This is a genomic window from Streptomyces sp. NPDC001717 (genome assembly GCF_042892775.1).
Classification (GTDB): domain Bacteria; phylum Actinomycetota; class Actinomycetes; order Streptomycetales; family Streptomycetaceae; genus Streptomyces.
Window position 1 is genome coordinate 67,309 of sequence record NZ_JBIAUK010000018.1, and the last position, 25,098, is coordinate 92,406.

Consider the following 25,098-nt stretch of genomic DNA (forward strand, 5'->3'; position numbering starts at 1 on the left):
AGTCAAATAACCGCTGTAGCCCTGCCGCAAGGTGTGTGACAGGGCTCAAAACGGCGCGTTTACACAGCGTTAGCCGCCAAAAGCTTCGACTGACGGACTAGAATGCCAGTTCATCAAAAGCCGGGCGCCATGGACCGAGCCCATGAAATCCACGGATAGCCGCCTCGACAACGGCAGGAGAGAAGGATTTATGGAGCTTCATCCCGCCCGCCCGTTCCGGAGAAATTTCGGCTCCCAAGTTTCCGTGAATGTCTTGAATTCGATATCCTCCAGGCGGATCGACCCAGACCTTATATTCAGGGGCTTTGATTCCCTTGGGCACCTCCCGATTTCCTGTGATCGGCCAGATGCCGTCCGTGATTCGAAGATCCATAGTCTCGAGCAGGAAGATCGGCTCGTCGAGCTCGAGTGACTCGACGTCACGAGAGTCGTCAACGTTCAGGAGTTCGGAAAACACTGCCAGCAGGACATTTCCGCGGAGCTTCTCGACGACCTGGGCAAAACAAATCTTCTCGTCGGTCACCGGGATGGAAACCACATCGCCATTTCGGTATTTCACTAGCATACGGTCCCTCCGGCAGCTTTATAGCGGCCGTCGTTCATCTGCACTCGAGTGTTCTCCAAGACGCTTCCGGGTACCGTCTTCTTCCCGCCGCCAGCGCGCATCCAACTTTCTTCAAGGACGTCAAGGTCTTGCCCCGGGTTTGCCCTGCCGAGCACCTCAAAGGTGAATGATTTATTGGGATAGTCCCTCGCGTGCTCTCGTTGACGCTTCAAGAACCGATCCCAACTCTTTGCCTGACCGACATATTCCTCCCCGGTAATCAAATCGGTTCGCAGGTATACGACACCCCCAGGGGTGGGGGGAGTCGTATTGTGTACAAGAACCGGGGTACCCCCCGCCAGCACATAGTACGTGTGGAGGTCGGCCACCGTGAGGTTGTAGGTCGCCTGCTTGGCGGTGTACAGGAGCGAACTTGTCAGTTGGGCGATGTGCCCGTCGGTGGTACGAAGGGTGCTTCCCGGCGTCAGGTCGCCGGCGTCGGTCCAGGTGGCCGTGGAGTCGGACCAGAACGGGTGATGGTCCGTGGTCGTGAGGATACGGTCGCCGTCCTCGGTGGAGATGGTCAGGTCAACGAATTCTTTATCGTCCTCTGTAAAGATTTCCGCGGTAACGGTCTTCGGCGAGGTTTCTCCGGTCTCTGGGTCGGTGGCGAGCACGCTGTCGCCTACCCGTATCTCCTCGATTTTCTTGTAGGTGCCGTCCGCCATCAGGACCAGGGTTCCGGCGGTGAAGCTGTTGAGGGTGCTGCAGGTTACAGAGAACGCTCCCTCGTTCTTCCCTGCTGCTTTAGCCCCCTGAAAGCCTTCCTTGGCTGCGAGTCCCACTCCTGCGGTGAGGATGGTGAGCACCACGTCATTGAATGCCTGGTTGCAATTTGATCCGCTTGTGGTGCATTCGTAGATGTCACGAATGCCGAGGAATCCCATCCAGTCCGCGGGGCCTGCGCTGGACAAGCCGGTCTGGGCGGCTGCGTCGCAGAACTTCTCATTGCCGTCGCGGGAGCTGGAGCATAGGTTGTAGGCCCATAGGTGGAGATTGTCCTCGTAGCTCCGGTCTTCGGAGTAGTAGCTGGAGTTCCGGGCGTGGAGTTCTTCCTGGGTAGGTAGATTCCTATCCACAAAGAAGAGTTTGATGCTGCTGGCGCCCTTCTTCCCACCGCTGTTTCCGTGAGTGTTGCCGCCACCGTAAAATCCGGCTGGTCCGCCGCGCTCCCGGTTCCAGACACTGCCCGGGTTGTTGACGTTGCATCCGTCGCAGTAGCTGTGGCGCTTTTCCGGGTTCCAGACACTCCCCGGGTTGTTGACGCTGCATCCGTCGCAGAAGAGGCCGGACGGGTCTGATCCGCCGATCGGGTTGGCGTTGGAGTAGGTGTAGCCGTTCATCTGCAGCGGGTTGGTGATGTCGATGATGGGGTCGACGGAGATGAAGCGGCCGGTCGTGGGTTCGTACTCGCGGGCCCCGATGTGGGTCAGGCCGGTGTTGGTGTCGTCGATGCCCGTGCCGAGGAAGCTGCGGTTGCCGGGCCAGGAGCTGGGCTGGGCGCCTCGGGGGTTGCCGTAGGGGTCGGTTTTGCGGCGGCTGATGTTCTGGCCGGCCGCGAGGTCGACGGTGGTGGTGGCGGTGCCGTGGTGGTCGGTGAGTTGAACGCTGAGCTGGTGGTTGCCGGACTTGCCGTTCGTGCGGCGCACCGTGGTGCAGCCGGGGCCGGCGTAGTAGCGGACGGCGTCGAGGGCCTGGCCGGCCTTGTTGACGGTTACCTCGGCGTCACCCAGGTAGAGAGTGCGGCTGCTGCCGTTCTCCTCAATGAGGCGGTTGCCGGCGGCGTCGTAGATGTAGGTGGTGGTGTTGTCGAAGCTCCACTGCTGGTTCGTGCCGTTGTTGCAGGTGTAGATGAGGAGGTCGGTGCCGTCCGCTGCGTTGCCGTTCGGGACGTCCACGCAGCCGTTGGCGGCTGCGTTGTAGAGGGTCTTGTCGGCGTTGCGGTAGACGAACTTCTGCTCGGGGCCGGCGTTGCAGGCGGCCAGGACGGCCTTGCCGTTCTGGGCGGTGAGGCACTTGTCCATCGCTCGGACGGTGTCACCGGTCAGACGCCACTGCTGGCTGCGCCCCTCATGGCAGGGGAACAGCTGGATGGCGGTGCCGTCCGCGTTGGAGCCCTGGTCGACGTCCATGCACTTGCCCGACAGGCCGAGGACGGACACGGCGCCTATGCCAGGGCTGGACGCGGAGGTGAGCTTGTTGCGGCGGTCCCAGTTCAGCGTCTGGGTGTCGCCGTCGATGCGCCGACTGGTGGTGTTGCCGGAGGCATCGTAGGCGTAGTTGGAGATCGAGGTGACCGTGGAGCCCGGTTTGCGGGTGGTCTTCTCGGTCTTCGCCAGCGCGTGGGGCTGGGTGGTGACGGGCGGCTGAGTGCCGTTTCCGGCGACGGTGACGCCGTAGGTGTAGGTCGTCTCGTCGTCCAGCGCGCCGTTGGTCAGGTCGCGGTCGATGAGCTTGGTGCGGTTGCCGATGGCGTCGAACTGGTATTCCTGCCAGAAGCCGTCGCCGTCCGGGCCGGGTGTGACGTCGCTCAGGCTGGGTCCGGTGCAGGCCGCGGTCTTGCCGGTCCATGCCTTGGTCAGTTGGCCCATCGGGTCGTACGCGAAGCACTGGCGGTCCTCACGGCCGCCGGGCTGGGTGTCGGTGATGGAGGTGATGTTGCCTGCGGGGTCGTAGGCGTAGGAGACGTCGCTGATGCGGTTGGGGGCGGTTTCGCGGTCGCTGATCTGGTGGGTGAGCTGCCCGGTGTTCGGGTTGTACAGGTTGGTGGTCCACAGCCGGTTGGGGGCGTTGCCCGAAGCGGTCCGCAGGACCTCGCCGTACGGGCCGTACTGGATGTCAGCGGTGTACCAGGCGAGGCCGGACATGGTCTTGGGCATGCCGTCGGCGTCGTAGCGGGTGATCAGTTTCTCGGCGGCCAGGCCGCCGGGGGTCGCGGGCAGGGTGGTCGACTGGACCTTGCCCGTCGGGGTGTAGGTGGTGCTGTAGGCGTAGGTGCCGGCAAGGCCCTTGGTGCCAGGCACATCCGGGATCGTGATCTTCGATCCGGTCGGCCGGTACTCGGAGTCGTATCCGGTCACCTCGCTCTTGTAGGCCGCTCCGCCCTCGTAGCGGGTGGAGGATACGGCGATCCCCTTGGCACCGGGCAGGGAGTCGAACTCCCACGAGGCGACCAGAGGACCGTTGGCGGCGTTGTCGCGCAGCTCCGTCTTGCGGCCCAGTACGTCGTAGGTCGTGTACTGGGTGCGGCCGCTGGAGTCCTTCGACGAGATCTGCTGGTCGAGGTTGTTGAATCCGGCCTCCGCGCGCCCCGTGTCCGGGTCCTGCGAGGCCGTCTGGCGGCCACGGGCGTCGTACTCGTAGGACCACTTGTTGCCGGCAGCGTCGGTGACCGACGCCAGCTTGTTCTGGACGTTGTAGACGTAGGAGGTCTTCGTCCACGTGGTGAGATCCGTGGCCGTGGCGTGTTCGATCACCGAGGTCCGGCCCAGCGGATCGGTCCAGGTCTTGGAGGCACGGCTGCCCTTGAGGGGGGTCGTGCCGTCGGCGGACATGGCCGAACGGGCGAGGGTGTAGTCACCCTTGTACTGCACGATGGACGAGTACTGCGGGACGTCCGCGAACAGAGTGGTCGAGCGGACGGCCCGGCCGAGGCCGTCGTAAGCCGTCTTGGTCGAGTTGGGGACCTGGAAATCGGTCTCCGGGACGAAGATCTTCTTATCCGGTGCGCCTTCGGCGTGGTACGCGTTGTTGGTCTGGCGGGCGGCGCCGCTCGCGCTGTAGAGGGTGTCGGTGATCAGGCGGCCACCCCCCGGGGAGTCGGCCTGGCTCTGGCGCGGGCGCAGCAGGCCGTCGTAGATGGTCACGGCCTGGGTGTAGGTGCCGTCGTCCTGCAGAGTGCCGCTGGTGACGGCCGGGGGTTCGTGCTCCGAGATCTGGTAGCCGAAGGTGTAGGCGGCTTTGTCGGTGCCCTGCTTGCGCGAGGCCGTCCAGACACCGGTGGTCCGCCCGAGGGCGTCGTAGGCCGTGCTCGTTTTGCGGCTGTTGGCGTCCACGGTTTCCAGGACGCTGCCGCGGCCCGGGTCCATCTTGGCCGTTACGGCGTGGCCGAGAGCGTTGGTGACCGTGGTGGAGAAGATGGCACCGGTCGCGGGGCTGTAGCTGGTTGCCGTGGCGGTTCCGGCGGCGTCGTAGCTCTTGGTGGGACGGCCGAGAGCGTCGTACTCGGTGCGCGTCTGGGTGATCCAGCCGGTGCCCGCGGCGTCCAGCGTGTCCGTCTGGGCTTGGAGCCCCTTGACCGGCGTTGCGCCGAAGGCGTTCGGGGCGTCGAAAGAGGTACGTACGTCGGTCAGGACCTGGCCGGTAGCGGTCTGGGTGCAGTCGCCCGCAGTGGTCCGCGTGCGTTGCGGCAGGCCGATGAGGTTCTTGGCAGAGTTGTGGACGTAGCTCGTCTCGGTGCAGGTCTGGTCCGTCGTCTTCCAGCCACCGGTGCCGTCCGGGCTGATGGCCTGGCTCTGGGCCTTGACGAGGAGTCCGTAGGTGTCGTCGTAGGTGTTGCGGGTGCGGATGGTCCGGTGGTTACCACCGCTGATCGTCTGGGTCGTGTCAGTACGCGATACGCCTGACCGGAATGCCTCCAGGGGGGTGTTGTCAGCCCTGGGACGCGAAGCGGTCGCCTTGTCCTGCTTCCAGGGCCAGGCCACCGTTCGGGAGTCGACACTTCCGTCGGCCTTGGTGTAAGTGATGGTCTCGGCCGCACGCCCCTGGTACTGGGGCAGGTCTTCGCCGATCTCCTCGTTGTCGCTGTCCTTCACCGTGATCTTGGCCCGCCCAGCGTCGCCGGACATGCCCCGGAAGTAGCGGGTGCGGGTCTGGGACTGCTCGGTGGCGTCGGCCTTGCCCGCGTTGGCGGTGACGCCCTTCTTCACGACGACGGTGGCGTAGCCGCGCCACTGGCTGTACGTCCGCAGCTCGGGCTTGGAGAACTCGTCGCTGTCCTTGGCCCAGGCGGCGTCACCCTCGTAGGTGTAGGACGTGGTGACGTCGGGCTGGCGCGCAACGCGGTCCTTCTCCACGACCTTGTCGACGACGTACTTGTTGAACCACTCGAGCGGCGGCTTCTCCAGCTCAGGGTCCGGGGACCAGTGAACCGGGAAGCACCTGGTCGTGTTTTCTTCCGGCTTCGGCTGGGTGCCGCCCACGGTGCACGGGTCGGAGTAGTCGACGTACGTCTCGCCGCCGGTCTCGCTGCGGATCGTCTCCACACGGAGGCGGTCGAAGTCGGGGGTCGCGTCGGTGGCGCTCTTCGCCACCCGGTTGGGCATGTCCACCACGTTGGGCAGGAACGAAACGGGGGGCAGCGTGATCGCGATCTGCTCGCCGGCCTCGTTCTTGTCCGTGCCGTACCCGGTGCGGGTGATCGACTGCAGCCACAGCGGCGGATGGGTGTCGGTGCGCTGCTTGGGGAACGACTGGGTCAGATTCCAGCGGTCCACGAGCGAGAGTGAGGTTGCCCCCGGGGTGCGCTGACCGAACGTAGTGACGGCGGTCAGCCGCAGACGGCTCCAGAAGGTGGGCGACGAGACGTAGCAGTCAGTGCCCGCTTTGCAGTGGAGCGTCGAGGGGGTGTCCCACCAGGCCTGCTTGTCACCGTAGTTCTTGGATTCGAACTGGGCGTCGCCACATTTGACTCCGCCTTCCTCGATGCACCGCTGCTCCACCTTGAACTCGACCTTGCCGGTGGGCGGGCCGGACAGGTTGTCGCTGCGCAGACCGTAGGTGATCTGGGTCGGGTAGCCGGACCGGACGTAGTCGACCGCCTCCTTGAACTTGGCGTTCTTGGCGTACCGGTTGGTCTCCTTCTTCCAGTCGATGATCATCGCGTTGCCGTGGATGTCCTCGACGTAGTCGAGGTTCCAGCGCCAGCCCTGGTTGCAGGAAGAAGCTGCGAAGGACGCCTGATAGCAGGGCTCGCCAGGGTGGTTGCCGAAGACCGGAACGGTGAAGACCGAGTCGGTCACCGCACGGGTACCGGCGCCGTCGACATCGTGGCGACCGAAGAAGTAGCGGGTGCCCTCGCGCGTGGTGACGACCCAGTACTCGCCGCCTTGCGCGCCATTGGTGACATTGGCGTCCGTCAGGCGCTCAACCTTGGAACCATCGTCGGAGGCGGGGACCCAATTGCCCGTCGTGGCGTCGTGGACGAGCTCGGTGGTCGAGCCGTCGAGCGACATCACCACGTTGTCGCCCGCCCAGCACAGGTCGCTCTTCTTCTTGTCCGTCGCGTTGTCGTTGTTCGGCTTGCTGGGGACGGCCTTGAGGTCGTCCGAGCACGAACGGTAGCGGCGCTCGATGAAGCCCGGCTCGTATCCCCAGCCGTCACCAATCCACGATGCCTGCCCGTTGGACACGGACGTCTTGCCGTCCACCGCCTGCGAGGAGTACGAGAACGAGATCTTCGGCGACGGCCCGGCGGGGGGCGCCGGAACGACCACCGGGTAGCTCCAGGAGAACCCGCCGCCACTGCCACCCGCGCTCCAGGAACCGGAGGGGGAGAGTGAAGTGGCCTTGTACGTACCACCTGCACCCGAGCCGGCGTCGGACGCGGCCAGCACCATCGGGCCACCCCCGCCCACCGCCATGGTGCGCATGCCCTGGCCGGGTGCCGTGTTCGGGTCGACGGTCGCGCGGACCGTGCCCGTGGACGGGTCGTTGGTGCTCGGGACGTCCTTGGAGACGGAGCATTCGGGGAGGTTCGGAGTGCTCAGAAAGCACTCCGGAACCATCTTCAGCTGTAGGCGCGTCGACCACTCGGTGCCGTACAGGTCCTTGAACTGCTTGTAGTCCAGTTGGACGTCGACCGGAGTGGAGCCCTCGGCGGGCGGGGTGACCTTGATGAGGGCGCCGTCGATGTTGGAGGCCTCGGTCGCGGTGCGGCTCTCGACGGCCACCGACCAGGTACCGGATGGGGCTGGTGGCGTCGGATTGGCCTCGGTCGGGGAGGCCTTGCCGATGCTCACGGGAAGGGCGCCTGCCTGAACCAGTTGGTCTCCGGTGGCCGGGGCCAGCGCGACGCTCGCGGCTCCACCGGCTGGTGGTGTCACCTTCGACGGCTCGTACCCCGGAGGGGGCTGGGCCGCGGCGCCGGCCCAGCCGTTCAGCTTCGCGGCTTCGACCTTGTCCAGCTTGGCCTTGATGTCAGGCTGCAGGCCTGGCAGCTGAACACCACTGCGGTCGCCCGGTGGCGCCGCCCAAGCCTGGACGGGAAGGAGAGATGCGACCAGCATCACTGACAACGTGATGCCGGTGCGCCCGGCGAGGCGCGCGCGTTTCGCGCGCGACCTTCTGTTTCCGGGCAGGCGGAATTGCGCCGTGAACGGCGGCATGTGGACCCCCCACGCTCTGCCGCCGCGGCCGAGGGCGCACGGCCGGCAGGAAACTGACAAATAGCCAGCTGATTGTGCGGCCAAAAGCTCGGAAAACCTATGGTTCCGATATCCAGTGTGGGCTTAATCACTTTACCACCCGTATACCTTGGGGTAATCGGTGCAAATCGACCCCAAAGGGTGGCTCCCGTTGGCGGTTCCGGGGGTGAAGATGTCGGCCGGATGGTTCATGCTCGGCTCGCGTGCCCTGTGGGCGAAAGGCGAGCGGGGAGCGAGCCTTTCGCGATTTTCAGGCCAGAGGCCAGAGTTGATGTGAGCACCAAGGGCGGCGAATGCATGCGCCCGAGGGGGGAGAAGTACAGCCGTGTCTGTCAGAGAATCCGTGGACGACAGTCCTCCAGCAGTGGTTCCAGAAGGGGAAGTTGCGGCTCCGGAAACCCGTTGGTTCAAGCGCCGCAAGACACTGGGGGGTATCGCCGTACTCCTGGCGGTCGCGGTAGCGGTACCCCTGGGCGTGCATGTAGCCGGGAACGGGAAGCCGCACACCCGGCAAGGTGCGGATGCGCCCGTCGCCGAGCCGGAGGCACGGCGTCTCGCCGAGAAAACCGGCAAGGAGGTCGAGGTCACCGCAGCGCGCAGTGCCAACACGACGACGTGGGCCCGGCCTGACGGAACGTACCGCAAACAGGTCTTCACCAGCGCCTTCCGCGCAAAGGTCGACGGGCAGTGGAAGCCGATCGACACCGGCCTTCATCGGGTGGAGGGCGGATACGCGGCGAAGGCGGTCAACGGCCGTGTCGTTTTCAGCGCCGGGACGAAGCCGCAGGCCGGCGGCGGTGAGGAGCGTTCCTCGCGCTCCGTCACCCGGGTGGCGTTGAAGCAGGACACGCCTGGTGAGGTGTGGACCGAGTTGGTCCGGCTGAACACCGATGGCCACGAGATGGTCGTCAGCTGGCCGGGGGCTCTGCCCGAACCGGTCATCGACGGGCCGCGTGCCCTGTATGAGAACGTCCGCCCCGGCATCGACCTGGTGATGACGGCTCAGGACGGTGGCTACTCCCATCTGCTGGTCGTGAAGGACAAGCAGGCCGCGGCCGATCCCCTGCTCGGAGAGCTGAAGTACCGCCTGGCTGCAACGGACCTGGCCTTTCAGCTTGATGCCGAGTCGGGTGTGGTCAGTGCGCGTGACGCGGCAGGCGAGGAGGTAATCGGCTCGGCGTCACCTCTGATGTGGGATTCCAGCGGCAAGGTCGCCACCACCGACAACGAGCCGGCGTGGAAGCCGGGCGAGGCTGCGCGGCAGCATCCGACACTGGGGCTGGCCGGACTGGCGGGTGCCGAGGGCGCCCGGATGAAGGTGGCCAAGGCCGCACTGGCCGAGAACACGCTGTTTCTCACGCCGGACGGTCCCTGGCTCAACGCCGCGGAGACTGTGTATCCGGTGTTCATCGACCCCTCCTTCAAGGGCCACAAAAACTCTTGGACGTTGCTCTACAAGACTGAGGGAAATTCCAGCTTTTACAACGGACAGAACTATAATGCGAGCGGCACGAACGAGGCCCGTGTAGGGTACGAGTCCACTTCCGGTGGTACCTCTCGTTCCATCTTCAACTTCGATTTCGGCAGTGAACTCCACGGTGCCAACATCGATACGGCCGTCGTCCGGGCGTTGCAGACCTACTCGTGGTCCTGCACCACGAAGCAGATGGACATCTACTCGACGCCTTACATCACCTCGTCAAGTACCTGGAACAACACGGCGGGCTACTGGAACCGGAAGGTCGCCAGTGACTACGCCGGATACGGTTACAACAGTTCCTGTCCGGACGCCTGGATCGCCACCGACATCAAGGGGATCGTCGCCGAAGCCGCGAACAACCGCTGGGGTGCCCTCTCCCTGGGCTTCGCTGCGCCGAACGAGTCGGACTCGTACTACTGGAAGAAACTCCTCGCCAACGGCGAGACCGCCCCGTACATCGACATCACCTACCACAATCCGCCCGACGTCCCCGTCGCGGCCAACATGCAGACGTTCCCTGGCGGCCCCTGCCTGACCAGCGGCGCGGGCACCAGCATTGGCAAGACGAATGTGACCTTCCAGGTCAGGGGCGTGGACCGCGACGCAAACCTGGACAGGGCGCAGGTCGAGGTATGGAACGCCACCAGCGGCGCACCGGTCTGGAACGAATGGAAGGGCGTCAACAGCGACGGCGTCATCAATGTGGACGTTCCCTCCGACAAGTTCGATTCGGGCCAGAAATACTACTGGCTGTCACGCACGATCGACAAAGACAATCTTTGGTCTCCGGGCAGCGGTCCCCTCGACTCCGGAGGCGGCGGCTGGTGCACCTTCACCGTCGACCACACAGCCCCGCCCAGTCCCTCCATCAGTTCCCCGCACTTCCCGCCGCCGGGCCCCGATTCCGCCGACTGGAGTGTGAATCCCGCCAGCACCCCCGACCAGGTCTTCGAGTTCAGTAGCCCCGGTTTCAAGGCCGAGGACATCCGCGAGTACCAGTGGAGCCTGAACCGGCCGCTGTGGGACCAGAAGGCCCTGCCCACCACGGGTGACCTGGCCACGATCAAGCTCCAGGTCGACACCGCCGGCCCCAACGTCCTCTATGTCCGGACCATCAGCAAGTCCGGCAACATCTCGCCGCAGAAGACCTACGAGTTCTACGTCCGCCCCAGGGCTGGCCTGGACAAGCCGGGCGACGTCACCGGTGACGGCTTCGCCGACATCTTCGCTGTCGACAAGGACGGCAACCTGCGCTCCTACGCGGGCGACAACATCGGCGACACGGACGCCTGGATACCCGGCGCACTCGAGAACGGTAAGCCCGTCGCCCCCGGCTACTGGAAGGATCCGGCAACTGGTAAGCCAGCACTCATCGGTCACTCCACCGACTGGTTCCCCGGCGACGGCCTCACCGACGTCATCGCCCGCATGCCGGACGGCAAGCTGTACGTCTACCCGGGCCTGGGTACCGGCCAGGTCGACGTCAGCCGCCGTATGGAGATACTCCTGCCGGCGGGGGCTCCCGACCCGGCGCGCCTGAGCCAGATCGTTGTCACCGAAGACGTCACGGGTGACGGGCTGCCCGACATGTTCGCCCTCGTCGACGGCAATGACACCTTCTGGGCGTTCACCGGCTACACCGGAGCCAGCTTCACCTCCGTCCGCCAAGTCGGCGGCACCGGCTGGAACCCGCGCGACCTCATCGGCGTCCGCGACATCTCCGGAGACAACGTCCCCGACCTGCTCTTCCGTAACGACGGCAACGGCAAGCTCGTCCTGCGCAAGGGCAAGCCCGGCGCCAACGGCGGAGTCGACCTCGACTCCCTCGCCACGTCCGCCGCCTCCAACGGCGGGGACGTTGCCTATGCCGCCTCCGGCTGGGGACGCGCCGCCTACCCCAAGGTCCTGGGCACCCGTGACGCCACCGGCGACGGCATCCCCGACATCTGGGCCGTGGACGCCGCCGGCATGCAATGGCTGTTCAAGGGACAGACCACAGCCCTCAGCTGGGCGAGCGGTGCGGAAGACGATCCCTGGAACACCTACCTCACCATCGGATAGCTGACACACACAGGGCCGACCCGCATCCGCCGGGTCGGCCCTGCCGTCGTATTACCGGCCCGCACCCCGTCCCCGTCGAGCATCGACACCAGACGTGGCCCGCCGGTACGTCCGATTCGATTTTCGGGCAGGGCGCGTGAAAATCGACCCACAGGAAGGGCCTCCTGATCGCCGAACGCGAAGCTGTCGGTGTGGTGGGATGCCTGGCGGCCTGAGAGGCCGTCAGTGAGGCACCTGAGGTATCCGCCCCTCTTCGCTGCTGCCTGCATGGTTCGGCGCCATGTGAAACTGACTAGTTACCGGTTATTCTGCTTGGAATAACCGGTAACTCGGCTCGGGCGCCAGCAACCTGAGGATGTGTCGCACAAATGACCGAACGACCCTCCGGCGGCGCCCTCACCGAGGAGGAGGCGCCGGTGTTCGACGCCGAGCTCGTCGAGTACGGCGCCAGGGAGCCGGCGCCGTACATGGTCACCCAGCACACCGTGCTCGCCCCCGGCCGGCTGCCGCCCCGCAGCGACGAGCGGCCCGCGTGGACGACGGCCGACTTCTACGTCACCGCCGAGGACGCCGAAGAGCTCGGCGCGGAGGACCTGGCCGAGAACACCCGTGTCAATCGCGACTCCACCGTGCGCGCCTTCCAGGCGTGGTGCGCCGCGCAGGAGCCGCCGCGGCTGGCCCGTCCCTGCACCACCGCGACGTACACCGCGTACGGGCTGCACCTCATCCGGCGGGGCAAGGAAGGCGAGTTCAAGCCGGACACCGTCAAGGCCTACATGTCCCGCATCTCGTCCTGGCAGCCGGTGGACCTGCGCCCCGACACCACCCGAGTCAAGGGCAAGCTCCGTACGTGGCGCAAGGCGTGGGCCGAGGCCGGCGGCGAGGTCGAGCGGTCGGCCGCGCTCACCATCGAGTACAGCCTGGCTCTCATAGCCGCCTGCGACGAGAGCACGAACATCGGCAAGCGCGACGCCTTCCTCGTCGCGCTCGGCTACGCCAACCTCCACCGCGAGATGGAGCTCGCCGACCTGCTCGTGCGGCGGCTTCGGATCCACCCCTCCGGGATCCACGTCGGCACGGCCTCCTCCAAGACCGACCAGCAGGGCAAGGGGTCCTCGCGGTTCATCGAGGACCGTCCCGACCTCCGGCTCGTCGACCGGGCCCGGGCCTGGCTCGCGGTGCTGGAGGAACTCGGAGTCGGCGGGCCCGACCAGCCCGTCTTCCGCTCGCTCACCGCCGGCGGGAATCCGCGCACCTACCCGGAAGGCCGCAAGCGCGGCAACCGGATGCGTCCGGGCTCGCTCAACGAACGCATCCAGCACCTCGCCGGGAAGGCCGGCCTCCCGTACATCGACGACCGGAAGGTGACCGCGCACAGTCTCCGCGCCGGGGCCAACACCGACATGGCCGCGGCCGGGGTCCCGCTCGCCGAACGCAATCGGGTCGGCCGCTGGGCACCCGGCTCGCACACCGCCGACACCGTGTACGACCGCCCGCACGGCCTGGCCGCGAGCGATCCCCTCGCCAAGGTGCCGGTGCGCCCGTTGCCGGGCGTACCCGCCGGCGGGCGGTGAGAAGGTCGGCACCGAGGAGCATGACAGCGCCTTGCCGGCTTCATGGTGTGACCATGGCGGTGGATGTCGGCGGCGCCCCGTTCAGACGATTACGTAGGGCGGGGCAGTGGCGAAGGCGCCCGCGAGCATCACGTTGCCCCACTGCCGGGCGAGCTGGCGCATCGCCGAGGTGGTCCCGACCGCGTTGAGGTAGTAGTCCCAGAGGTAGGCGGCTTCGTACCGCCAGGCGCCGTTGTACTCCCAGTTCGAATCCGCGCCGCTCAAGCCGGCGCCGAAGGCCGAACCGGCCGGGAAGACGGCGTTGTGTCGGGATCCGCCCAGGTGGCGGGCCTCGTGGACGAACGTCGAGGCACGCGTGGGGACCTGCTGCTCGTACCACATGGGCCGGTACAGGTCGAGGTGGGCTCCCACGCCCAATGCGCCGTAGAACGACTTCGCGTAGAGCGTGCCCGTGCCGCAGAGGGAGCGCAGGTCCGAGACGTTCTCCCGGACGTACCGGCGCGCCCAGTTCAAGATGGGCTGGCCGTAGTCGTCCGCCGCCCAGTTCACGGCCGAATAGCCGAGCAGGGCGAGAGCGTTGTACGTCCGGGCGAGCGGCAGGTCGGTGTCGGTCACCGCCTCGTACCCGAAGCCGCTGGACCAGTAGCTCTTGTTGGTCTTGAAGCCGTAGGTGAGCCAGAAGTAGTCGGATATCGCCGGCTGGCCGATCCACAGCAGCCCGTATCCGAGGTCCCCGGAGAGGTACTTGTCCGGCACCGTCGCGTTGCAGGGGGCGGGCATGGCCGATCCTCCTTCACCTTCCGTAGGGCGGGGGTGACTGCGGTTCGGGCTGGGAGCCCTCCGCGTTCCCCGGGTGCAGGACGTGGTCGACGCGGTCGATCCGCCGGACGTCCTCCAGATCCGTGACCTGGAAGCCGAGCACCTCGCGGTCCGGCTCGGCGACCAGCCCGGTCACGTCGACACCGGCCTGGTCGCCGAGCTCCCTCAGCGCGATGATGCAGGCGACACGCACGGCACGCTCGTCGTGGTTCACGTGCTGTGCCAGCAGTTCGACCGCCCTGCCGTCCCCTTCCCCGGCCAGCCGGACGAGGCCTTCGACGGCCGTCGTACGGAGGATCACCTCACGTACGGCCGGAGGGAAGCGGTGGTCGTGCTCGTGCTCGTGCCCGTGCTCCTGGCCGTGGCCGCGCTCGTGGGGGATCGGGGGCGCCACCATGTCCCCGAGGAGTTCGGACGCCGAGGACAGGCGCAGGTCGGTGAGCAGCTGCACGAGCCCCCACCGCTCGATGTACGCCGCCCGTGGCAAGGAGTCCCACCCGCGCCGCACCAGGGCGACGAGGTCGCCCTGCGGCTTCGCCCTCAACTCGCCGAGCGCTGCCTGGTACCGCGCCTCGGCGTGTTCCCCGACGCCGCTCATGGCCTGGGTCGCGGCAGTGAACGCCGGGGCCAGCTCGCTGAAATCCCCGAGGAAGGCCCACGGATCCGAGCCCGGACCCGGACGTTGCTCCTTCATCTCCATGCTTCCTTTCGCCTCCCGCTTCGAATCCGACTCCTCAACCGGGGGCGCGTGCACGGAGTACGGGTTCGCGGGCACGCCGAGGGCTCGGCAGGTCGGGAATGTGGTCTCTCCCTCCAGCACCTGGGTCGGCATGGTCACGACACGAGCAGGTGGGATGGCTTCAGCTCCAGTGTGCGCGGGAAGAAACGCACCGGCGACTCGATCTTGCTGCTGGATGCGGCCTGTGCTGTGCCCGCCTCGGCGGCTCGACGCCTTTCCTGTCAGCGTAGTTGGAGGCGCGTACGCGGAGTCTCGGCACCGGGAGGCGCCCGGCAGGAGCTGGTGCCAGCATGAGAAGAAGCGACCTCGGGTGGCCGGTCGGGGGGGGCGTGACCGACGTTCCGCCGCCTCAGGCAGACATCTCAGACAACCGCACCTCAGGCACCTCCGAGGGCATCATGACGGCCGAAAGCACTCCGGAACCGCAGAGCGTAACCTTCCCGGGCGATCCGCTCGCGTTCCTCAACGGACTGCACACCCTTCAGGGCCGGCCCGGCGTGCCTGGCACCGGACCGGGCGTCCACGTGGACCTGGTGCGGCCCGGCGACCTGGTCGCCCTGTCGGTTTTCGCGGCGGGATGCCGCTTGGTGACCGGGGGTGCGGGCGGCCAGCCGAGGCTGGAACCGCTCCCCGGCCAACAGGCCAGACTCGTCGTCCGTTTCCCCTTCCAGCACCTCGGGGAGCAGGCCGTCTACGAAGGCCGCAGTACGCCCACCGCCCCACCCCTGTACGTGCCCGGACCGGCCGGACAGCCCACCGTCGCACCCCCCGCGGGACCGGGCGAGGGCCCCCAGGCGCGCGTCACCCCGCCGGTCGCGGTGTTCCCCGCGCGTGCCAGCCGGCTCGTGTTCGACATTCCGCAGGGTGACTCGATCGAGTTCTCCAGCGCGGGCATCCTGGCGGCGATGAGTCGGCTGCGGATGCGCGTCCCGCCCCTCGCCCGCCCCGGAGATGCCCGGGCAGGTGACGGTATCCGGCCCCGGGAGCCCGAGCCGCCCACCAGCCCCGTGCTCTTCCTACACGACGGAGTCGTCGCCGACCTCACCCCGCTGGGCGCCGTGGTACGTGAAGCCTCGGGAGACCCGCCCACTCAGGCACCGGAGGCCGGGAGCCTCGCCGACGTCGTGGCGCGGGCCCGGGAAATGCGCGCCGCCCGGTCCGAGTTCACGCTGCGCACCCCGTACAACCCCGATGACCTGCCGCTTCCCGAAGCGGTGACCCGGCCCGCGTCCGTGACCATCGACGGCGTGAGCCAGGAGATCCCGCCCGTCGTCCGCCAGGAGATCGGGGGCATCCTGGTCTCGCTGACCGAGCTCAGCTGCCGGCCCGAAGCCGACGAAACGGCCATCGAGGCCCCGTTCCGGCTCGTCCTCTCCCCCAGCGACGAGGCGTCATGGGCTCACGCCCTCGAGCCCGTCGCAGCCCTCGACGCGCCCGGCCACATCGAGCTCTGGCACAGCAGACTGGCCGTCGGCGCGCCGCTGCCCGACGGAACCCACGTACCCGACGAGCACGACCGCCGACGCCGGATCGTGCGTGCCGTGTGGGCACGGGACCGGGACTGGATGGCGCAGAACTGGAAGCAGCAGTCGTATCTGCCGGGCCACCCCACGAACGATCCGTTCCGCATGTCACTCGACCGTGCGGACCGCCACATGATCGTTCGCCAGAGCGCCGAGACCTGGCTGCTCAGGAACGCGGCCACCGGGGCGTCGGCGGTGGTCGGTCCGCAGCCGGTCGCCGCCGACACCCTGTGGCTGTCGGGGCTCGGAGCGTGGCTCGACCTGCACGGCGAGTGGGACGTCCGTCCGTACAGCGCGGCCGGAGTGGAAGCGATCCTGGCCTGGGACCACGAAGCCCCGCTGGGCCGTGACCAGTACGTACGCGTGGTCTACCCGGGCTATCTGTACCCGTTCGGCCACCAGGCGGCGCTGGTCAAAGTGACGGAACGGCGCATGAAGTCCGGCCCGGACTCCGTCGCGGGGCTCTACCAGCGCAAGTTCCTGGTGCTCGGTGAGCGCGTCCGCACGTATACCGACACGCACGACTTCCCCTTCCGGCGGGTGGAGATCCGTCCTTCGGTCACGCCGCCCCTGGACGAGCCCAGCGGTTCAGCCCGAGATTCCCAGGACACCCTCTTCTGGCCTTCCGCCGACGGTGCCCGCTTCCGGTTCGTCATCGACGCGCTGGATCGGGACGGTCGGCCGGTCCGGCTGCACATGCCGCTGATGTGGGTGGCGGGACACTACCAGCGCTACCGGGACATCGACGACGCGTACGACAACGACCCCCTCGGCGGGCGCCGGGCCGAGGCGCTCGGGCAGCAGATCGCCTACGGCCCCGTACGCGCCGGCGGTGACACGGCCCTGCCGACCGCGGCGGTGTGGCTGCGCGGCAGGGCAGCGCTGTGCGACTCGACCCCGCACATGAGTGCGGCCGAAGTGTCCCTGCCCGCCGTCACCCATCTGTCACCGCTGAGCGGGCCGGTGCCCATCGCGTATCACGACCGGTACCGGGCCGTCGGGTTCACCGCGGCCGACACGGCCGAACTGTGGGCAAAGGTCCTGATCCAGGGCGAGGCACCCGGCGAGCACGCCACCGACCCGGTGGCTCCGGCCGTTCCCGTGCTGCGCTTCCTTCCCGACGCATCCGCACCACCGGGCCCCGGTCCCGGACGGCCGCCCGGAACGGGGCGAGCCGGCGGCATCGTCAATCCGGAGCTCCCCATCCGCGGGATCTCACGCCACACCGGAGTGGTGGGCGAGACACACACCCTGACCGCGGCCGGCGCACCGCCCAAGGACTTCCTGAGCGGCGCGGACCCCACGCTCTTCGGCCTGGTCAAGCTGTCGGACCTGGTCAAGGCCCTGGCCCCGGGCGCGGCCGGGGCTCCCGCCCTCGTCTCTCGCACCATGGACCGGGTCGAGGCGTTCCTCGCCGACCTGGACCAGCTGAGGGAGGCCGTCGACCAGGCCGTGGCCGAGGCGCACAAGCTTGTCGACCGGGCGGCGGGGGGAAGCCCCGAGGTACTGCTGGAGGCTCGGAAGACCCTGCGGGAGGCCGAGAAGGCACAGCAGACCACCGACTCGAAGCTGAAGGAAGTGGCGGTGCGCTTCGCATCCTTCAAGAACAAGAAGCCCGACGAGATCGCCGGTGAAATGGTCGCCCTGGGCTTCAAGAGGGAGAGCGAGGAACTCCGCACCCTCGCCGCCAAGCTGCCGCCATTCATCCGTAAGATCCTCGAGGCCCTCGCCGACCTGCTCGCGGACCTGGGCGATTTCAAGGACCTCGCCGAGGACATCGGACGGTTCGCCAAGGGGCTCGCGCAGAACAGCGCGGAGGTGCGGTTCCGCTACTCGTGGACCCCGGTGCTGAACACGCAGTGGCCTGCCACGGACCCCGTGCTACGGCTCGCATCGGACAGCCTTCAGTTCGCGGTCGAGGGCCGGGCCGGCGGCAAGGGCCGCATGGGGATCCGCGCGCTGGCCGAGTTCCGCGACTTCAGCCTTGAACTGCCCCCCGGCGGGCCTCTGGTCCGGGCCGGGTTCGACCACGCCTGCTTCGCCGCCGGAAGCGGCGGCAAGGCGGACATCGACGTCGTCTTCGGCAAGGTCGAGTTCCTCGGGGCCCTGTCCTTCATCGAGGACGTCAAGAGCCTGATCCCCCTGGACGGCTTCGCCGACCCGCCGACCCTGGACGTGACGGCCGAAGGGCTGTCCGCCGGATACACCCTCGCCCTGCCGAACATCGCGCTCGGCGTCTTCACCCTCAGCAACCTGTCCCTGGGCGCCGACCTCCAGGTCCCGTTCTTCGGCAAGAGTGTCAGTTACGGGTTCAACTTCTGCACCCGGGAGCGCCCGTTCACCCTCGCCGTTGCCTTCATCGGCGGTGGCGGCTGGCTGGGGCTGCGCCTGTCCCCGGAAGGCCTGGACGTCCTCGAACTCGGTTTGGAGGCCGGCGCGGTCCTCGCGGTCGACCTCGGCGTGGCCTCCGGGTCGGTATCGGCCATGCTCGGCATCTACCTCCGCCTCGAAGGCGACACCGGTTCCCTGACCGGCTACTTCCGGATGCGCGGCGAACTCGACGTGCTCGGACTCATCTCGGCGTCGGTCGAGCTGTACATGGCACTCACCTACAACTTCAGCACCGGCAAGATGACCGGCGAGGCCATGGTCACGGTCGAGGTGGACGTCGCCCTCTACACCGGCCGGGTCCGGATCAGGGCCCGTCGCGAGTTCTCCGGCCACCGGGGGGACCCCTCGTTCGCGGACATGATGGCCGTCACCGGCGGGGCCTCGCCCGCGTGGGCCGAGTACTGCGGCGCCTACCGGAAGGAATGAGCGATGATCTCCGAGCGCTGGATAGCCGTCGCCCTGCCGTACTCAGCTGCCGCCTCCAGCCCGTTCCACGTATCGCTCTACGTCACCCCGTTGCTCGATCCCGGTCACGAGGACGCGGTCCTGTCCGAGTTCGCGGTCTTCCTCGACTGGGCACAGATGATCAAAAGCACCCTGAACATCCGGCTCGAGGACCAGACCGGCCCCCTCGCCTGCACCCCGCTCCGAGGCCCCGTCGATCCGGCGGCCTGGCGTGCCCTCTTCCCGCCCACCACCCCCGTACGCCGACCCGTACAGCCCGACTGGACCGGGCGGCGGTGGCGTACCTTCGACGCTCGGTATGTCCACGACACCGCCAAGTCCCTCCACCTGGCCGCCGTGCTCGCCTCCCCCACCGATCCGCCGTCCCCTGCCGAAAACCCGGCAACAGCGGAGGTCATGGGCCTGGCCAGGCAGTTCGAGGCGCTCGGTACGGGAGACGGCGACGCCCGCAGGAGCTATGACGAACGGCCCGTGACCGCCGCGCTCGACGAGGACACCGAGCGCCAACGGGACCTGAGGGAGCTCGAAGAGCATGTCGCGAGGCTGGATGCATGGCACCGTCTCGCGGCCGAATTCCACCGCTGCCGCCGCTACTACGAGCGTCCGGAAGGCCAGTACCCCTACCAACCCCGACCGGACCCGCATACCCCTGCCCCGGAGATCGGCACACCTCGACCGGAGTTCCACGAACGCTGCGCCATGGTCGGCGACCACCCCGCCCTGCTGCGCACGCTCGGCCTCGTCATCGACCTGAAGGTGGCCGACGCCGAGCTGCCCCGGCTCCGCCGGGCGACGTACCTGAAGGCTCTGGCCGAAACCCCAGGGGACAGCAGCCACTGCCGTCAGACCTCCGTGAAGTGCGCCCTCGGCGATCACGACGCCCTGCTCACCGTCCCCCAGGACGGCCCGTCCGACTGGCTCGCCGGCGGTCTGCGGGTGGGGAACCCGGACCTGTTCTCCGTACTGGACGTCGATGCCGACGGTAGTGCCCTCAAGACGGACCGCTTCCTGTGGACGCTGCCCCGGCTCCGGCGGATCGAGGGCGAGGCGGACGCGGTGAACGCGGCGCCGCCCGCGCTCAGGGCGGGCGGCTTCACGCTCGTACGGACCGGGCGGGCCCGGAACACGCAGGACCGGCTGAAGCGCCAGCGAATCCTCGAACTACAGCTGAACACCACGGTCTCCTCCAGGCTGTCCACCGAGGACGTGGTGCGGGGCATGCGGGTCGAGGTGTGGGACGACACAACCCGTCAGTGGACCTCGCTGCACCGCAGGGTCGTCGACGCGCAGGTGCCGGGACACGGCCCCCTCCTCACCGCCTGGGAGGAGACCGGGTTCATCCAGGGGACCGCCGCCGATGAGACCCCGGGCGTGAGCGGTTCGCCGATCCACGTACACGAGGCAGTGTTCGGCTGGGAGGGGTGGAGCCTGTCCGCCCCGCGACCCGGACGGCTCCTGGTCCGGGAGAACGGCCAGGAGGTGGTCCGCGACCCGGTCCCCCAGCCCCCGGCCGGAGACCTCACCCACCCGCTGCTCATCACCACCAGGGTCGCGCCGGGCACGCTGCCCCGGCTGCGCTACGGCCGGAGCTATGCGTTCCGCGCCTGGGCCGTAGACCTCGCCGGGAACTCCCGGCCTCCCCGGCCACCTGCGGCGCTCGCCGGTGGGGAAAGCCCTGGGCCCTTCCGGAAGGAGCTGGAGCACGCTCTCGAGCAGCTACTCGCCGACTCCGGCGATGCGGAGGCGCAGGACGAGGGCGTGGACAGAATCCTCCGGGAGGCGACGCTGCGGGTACTGGACGGACGGGAGGCCGGGGCGCCGGGGCCCTTCGCGCCGGGACCGGCCGAAGCAGCCCTGGCGGTCCTGGCGGAAGCGGGACTGGCCGACCCGGAGCTCACCGAAGCGGTCCTCGCCCGGCTCCGAGAACGCCAGCTCCTCGACGACACGCCCGCCCACGTCACCCGTCCCGTACGCCGCTCCGCGATCGAGGAAGCGATCGCCGTGGCGCTACGGGACCGCAGCCGGCCCTTCATGACCGGCACCGGCTCCCGCACCGCCGCGCAACTCGCCGACATGATGGCCGCCGAGCTCACCCCGCAGGCCGGCGAGGGCGGGGCCCTCACCGTCGAGGCGGCGGCAGCGACCGCCTACGAGACCATCACCGCCCACTACCCGTTCCTGCGGTGGGACCCCGTGACCCCGCCCGCTCCCGTCCCGCGCGACCGCTACACCGAGGGCGAATCACTGCGCGTTCTCGTCGTACGCTCCGGCGTGAGCCAGGACCCCGACACCCTGGCCATCACGGTCACCGGCCCCGCCGCGTACGCCTCGTCCGTGCACGACACCCACCCCGCGCTGGACCTGCGCTACCACGCCACCTCCGAGCGGCACCTCGCCCCGCCGAAGACCAGCCAGATCCAGGCCGAGCTGCACGGGATGTTCGACAGGGCGATCGGATCCACCGACCCCGCCGACCATCGCGCGATGCTGGGCTGGGCTCTTCGGGAGAACGGCTCCTTCCTCGACCTCGACGTGGCCGACCTCGACCACCCCTCGCAGCGCCTGCCGCAGCCCGCCGTCCGGCTGGAGCACCAGCCCGGCACACCCGACGGGCACGTCACGCTGCCGCTGGCAAGCCCCGGCGACCCGCTGCCGTCCGGGCATTACGTGGTCCACGACGTCGACGACCTGGTTCTGCCGTACCTGCCCGATGCGCTGGCCGACGGCATCGCGGTCGTCTTCCCGGACGCGGGCGGAGACACGGGGATCGGATTCCCGCACCGGAGCGAGGGATTCACCGCCGCGTACGGCGGTACGTGGCCCTCCCTCCAGCCCTTCCGGCTGGTCCTCGGCGGCGGAGCCGAACTCTCCGCCTCGGTCACCGGCAGGGTGCTGGACTTCCGGCTGCCCGCCGGGGACGTACAGCGTTTCCGGCTGTCCAGTTCGGTGGCGGCGAACGGGCTGGAGCTGCTGGGTCCCTGGCGCGGCCTGCCGGAGGGCGTCCGCCGCGATCCGTCCGTCGCCGAGGCGGCGGCGGACGGACGCCTTTGGGCCCTGACCCCGTACGAGGACGTCCTCCTCGTCCATGCCGTACCGCGGCCCCTCGAGGTGCCCCGGCCCACCGTGGTGCTGACCTCGCGCCGCGTGGCAGACACCTCGGTCACTCTCTTGGGGGGCGTGGACGTCCACGGGCCGAGCACCGACAGCCTGACCGCGGAGGCACGCTGGACCGACTGGACGGACGACCTGTCGATGCCGCGGTACGAAGAACGGCAGGCCACCGCGGTGGCGTTCACGACTCACGTAGCCCCCGACGAGGACCTCGCCGTGCTGGCCGCCCTCGACGGATCCGCCCCGGCCTCTTCCCCGGCTGGGCTTCGTTCCCACCGGGCCGTTCACGAGTTCGGCGACACCCGCCACCGCGAGGTCACCTACCGGTTCCGTGCCACGACCCGGTTCCGTGAGTACTTCCACCAAGAGCTTCTCGCCGCGGACCCCGAGCTCCCGCCGCTCGATGGCGCCCGTGCCCACGATGACGGGCGCAGTGTCGTCGGCCCGCCGGTCACGGTGTCCGTACCCTCCAGCGCGCCGCCCGCGGCCCCGATCGTGCACTCGGTCATCCCACTGTTCCGCTGGTCGGACGGGACCGACACCGAGCAGCCCATGGCCCGGCGCCGCGGACGCCGGGCCGGGGTACGCGTCTATCTGGAGCGTCCCTGGTGGAGCAGTGGTGAAGGAGAGCTGCTGGGAGTGCTGCTTTCCGGCGCGAGTCCGGAGGACGAGTTCCCCTTCGTCTCGCGCTGGGGCGCGGACCCTGCCTGGACAGGCGGCACGATCCCCCGCCGGGCCCTCGAACCGCTGCGGCTCGACAGCTTCGCGCGATATTCCGGCGTCGACGACCAGGGCCGGCCCGGCCGCCCCGTCACCGCCCCGAAACTGCTTCCACTCCCGGACACTTCCCGCCCGCAGTCCGTGGTCGTCGTGGGCTACCAGCCGCAGTACAACGCGGAGCGGCAGCTCTGGTACGTCGACGTGGCCCTCGACCCCGGCTCCGTCTCCTGGGCGTTCGTACGGCTGGCCGTGGCCCGGTACCAGCCGGACAGCGTCACCGGCTGCCACCTGTCGCCGCCGGTGCTCTGCGACTTCGTCCAGCTGCCTCCCGAGCGTACTCTCAGGGTCGGGCGGACGGACGACCGGCACGTCCGGGTCGTGGTCAGCGGCGCGGTGGGCACCCGGGAACCCCTCGACGGTGAGGCGACCCCGGAGGCCCTGGCCGAGGCCATCGGTAAGAACCGTATTCTGATCGCCCGGCTCCAGCGCAGGGTGGCGGGGATCGACTCCGACCTCGGATGGGCCACGGTGACCACGAAGAGACTGGCCGGCCAGGGCTTCGGCACCGACCCGTTCGACTACGCCTGGCTCGCCGAACTCGACCCCGGCACTGCGCTCCCCCTGCGACGCCCGGAGGAACCCTCGGACTGGCGCGTGGTCGTGGAGGAATGGGAACACCTCCCCGGAGACCCTCCCGCCCCCACCGACACGTCACTCCCTGCCTCTTTGAGCCGTCCGGTCTGGGAGGAACGCCTGGTCTACGCGGACGAGGTCGCGCTCTGACCCTCGCCTGCCACCACGGGCCCAGCTGACGAGGCCATGACGGCGGGTACAGGTCCAGAGCGCCGGTCAGATCGTTGGGATCGGTGGAGTGTTCCAGTCCGATGAGGTGTCCGATCTCGTGAAGGGCCACCGACTCCACGTCGTGGGCACCGGGCTCCGCCCCGATGGCCCAGATTGCAGCGGGTGACGGCCGCGCGCCCCCGGCGCGCGCCTACCTGATCCTGACCGAGTCGTGGGACTGGAGCAGGTACGGATACACCTCGGTGTCCGTCACCAACTCCTGTGAAGGGATGTGGACGGGTGGGGAGGGGCTCGTTCCGGAGCACGTCGTACGACGTGACGGACTGGGGCACGTCGAGAGAGGGGGCCCGGGGGGTCTCAGGGATGGGACACACCTGCGGACCGTGTCCGGCGCCTGCACCATCAGTTTTGGTTCCGCCGTTGAGCCCACAACTCCGATCTGCGGTATCGCCGTTCCACCCTACCGACTGTCCGTCGGCGATCGCGGGCGCGGTGACGCCGCGATGACGCCGGAGTGACGGTCACTGCCTGACGCGCGAGGCTTCCGTGGCGTGCAGTGTGCGTCGGCTGGGCGTTGCCCTCACGGTCCGCCCAGGGGGCCGACATGAACCTGTACGACTCCGGTCAACCGCCGCACGTGTTCGGCACGGCCGGCTGAGGGCCGGGGGCGATGCAGAGCCCCCGCCCGAGTGGGCGAGGGCTCCATGGGGCGCGGTGCCGGTCACTATTCGCCATATGGCTCGTCTCGCGAATCGTCGAACTCAAGGCGAAGTCGCGCCGGTCCCTCAAGTGCGGCCAGCATCTCGTCCTCACGATAGATGCGGCCGGCTTCCAGATAGTCGGGCGCCGGTGCCAGCGGGACGAAGAGGTTCCTTTCGGAGTCGGTCGGGGACAGCCACAAGACGACCGCGCAAAGCCCCGGGATCTTCAGAATGCGGAGTTCATAATTACCGGCCCGGATCTCGTCATTCTCGGAGAGATCCGCAAGTGCCTGTGCCGTGGACTCGACGTATGGGCCCATGTTGACCTGCTCCAGCCCGGTCGGCCGCCCATCGGTGTCGACAGAGAGTTCAGTGCTGGCCAGCACGCGCGAACCCCTGCTTGCCAGGTATCGCCATCCGGTGATAGCGGATTCGCCGAGCGGACGGCGCGCAGCGAGTTCATCGAGCCGGGCAACGTGCATCGCATGTGGCACTGAAAGTTCCAGATTATCCGCCTGCAACCCCATCAGGTCCACGGCTCGCGCATCCTGGGCGAACTCTGCCAAGTGTTCGAGGCCTGTCAGTGCGATTTGCCGTGAATTGTCCGGCGGCGACGCGTAGTGAATAGCCATTACCCCACCTTTTCTAAAGGGATGTAGGACGTTCCCGATACTCAGTGTGG

Annotated in this window: 9 protein-coding genes and 1 pseudogene; 4 read left to right on the forward strand and 6 right to left on the reverse strand. The window is 68.2% G+C overall.

Annotation, left to right across the window (positions count from 1 at the left end; translation table 11 throughout):
- Positions 1-97 precede the first annotated feature (97 nt).
- Both ACFYZL_RS25650 and ACFYZL_RS25655 read right to left on the reverse strand, forming a co-directional pair.
- Positions 98-559, reverse strand: a complete 462-nt coding sequence (locus tag ACFYZL_RS25650; RefSeq protein ID WP_388682028.1) for an Imm26 family immunity protein — start codon at positions 557-559, stop codon at positions 98-100.
- On the reverse strand, positions 559-7,890 hold the full coding sequence (locus ACFYZL_RS25655) for a polymorphic toxin-type HINT domain-containing protein (protein WP_388682032.1): 7,332 nt from the start codon (positions 7,888-7,890) through the stop codon (positions 559-561). Before ACFYZL_RS25655 ends, ACFYZL_RS25650 begins: the two co-directional genes overlap by 1 nt.
- 481 nt (positions 7,891-8,371) lie before the next feature.
- Between ACFYZL_RS25655 and ACFYZL_RS25660 the strand changes: the two genes are divergently transcribed.
- Both ACFYZL_RS25660 and ACFYZL_RS25665 read left to right on the forward strand, forming a co-directional pair.
- Positions 8,372-11,569: a DNRLRE domain-containing protein gene (locus ACFYZL_RS25660; RefSeq protein WP_388682036.1), complete on the forward strand. Its 3,198-nt coding sequence runs from the start codon at positions 8,372-8,374 to the stop codon at positions 11,567-11,569.
- A gap of 368 nt (positions 11,570-11,937) precedes the next feature.
- Positions 11,938-13,143 (forward strand): hypothetical protein, encoded by a 1,206-nt coding sequence (locus ACFYZL_RS25665; protein WP_388682039.1) that lies wholly within the window; start codon positions 11,938-11,940, stop codon positions 13,141-13,143.
- An 81-nt stretch (positions 13,144-13,224) separates the two neighbouring features.
- Here the strand turns inward: ACFYZL_RS25665 and ACFYZL_RS25670 are convergent, their stop codons facing one another.
- Together ACFYZL_RS25670 and ACFYZL_RS25675 are read right to left on the reverse strand one after the other, a co-directional pair.
- On the reverse strand, positions 13,225-13,923 hold the full coding sequence (locus ACFYZL_RS25670) for a hypothetical protein (RefSeq protein ID WP_388682042.1): 699 nt from the start codon (positions 13,921-13,923) through the stop codon (positions 13,225-13,227).
- A 13-nt stretch (positions 13,924-13,936) separates the two neighbouring features.
- Positions 13,937-14,656, reverse strand: a complete 720-nt coding sequence (locus ACFYZL_RS25675) for a hypothetical protein (RefSeq protein WP_388682045.1) — start codon at positions 14,654-14,656, stop codon at positions 13,937-13,939.
- A 443-nt stretch (positions 14,657-15,099) separates the two neighbouring features.
- Between ACFYZL_RS25675 and ACFYZL_RS25680 the strand changes: the two genes are divergently transcribed.
- Together ACFYZL_RS25680 and ACFYZL_RS25685 are read left to right on the forward strand one after the other, a co-directional pair.
- Positions 15,100-19,041, forward strand: coding sequence for a hypothetical protein (locus ACFYZL_RS25680; RefSeq protein ID WP_388682048.1), 3,942 nt, complete (start codon positions 15,100-15,102; stop codon positions 19,039-19,041).
- A 3-nt stretch (positions 19,042-19,044) separates the two neighbouring features.
- Positions 19,045-23,694 (forward strand): hypothetical protein, encoded by a 4,650-nt coding sequence (locus ACFYZL_RS25685; RefSeq protein WP_388682052.1) that lies wholly within the window; start codon positions 19,045-19,047, stop codon positions 23,692-23,694.
- 79 nt (positions 23,695-23,773) lie between these two features.
- Here the strand turns inward: ACFYZL_RS25685 and ACFYZL_RS25690 are convergent.
- Both ACFYZL_RS25690 and ACFYZL_RS25695 read right to left on the reverse strand, forming a co-directional pair.
- Positions 23,774-23,869, reverse strand: a pseudogene (locus ACFYZL_RS25690) (matrixin family metalloprotease); the annotation flags it as partial.
- 570 nt (positions 23,870-24,439) lie between these two features.
- Complete coding sequence (locus tag ACFYZL_RS25695) at positions 24,440-25,048, reverse strand: hypothetical protein (protein WP_388682055.1); 609 nt, start codon at positions 25,046-25,048, stop codon at positions 24,440-24,442.
- Positions 25,049-25,098 lie beyond the last annotated feature (50 nt).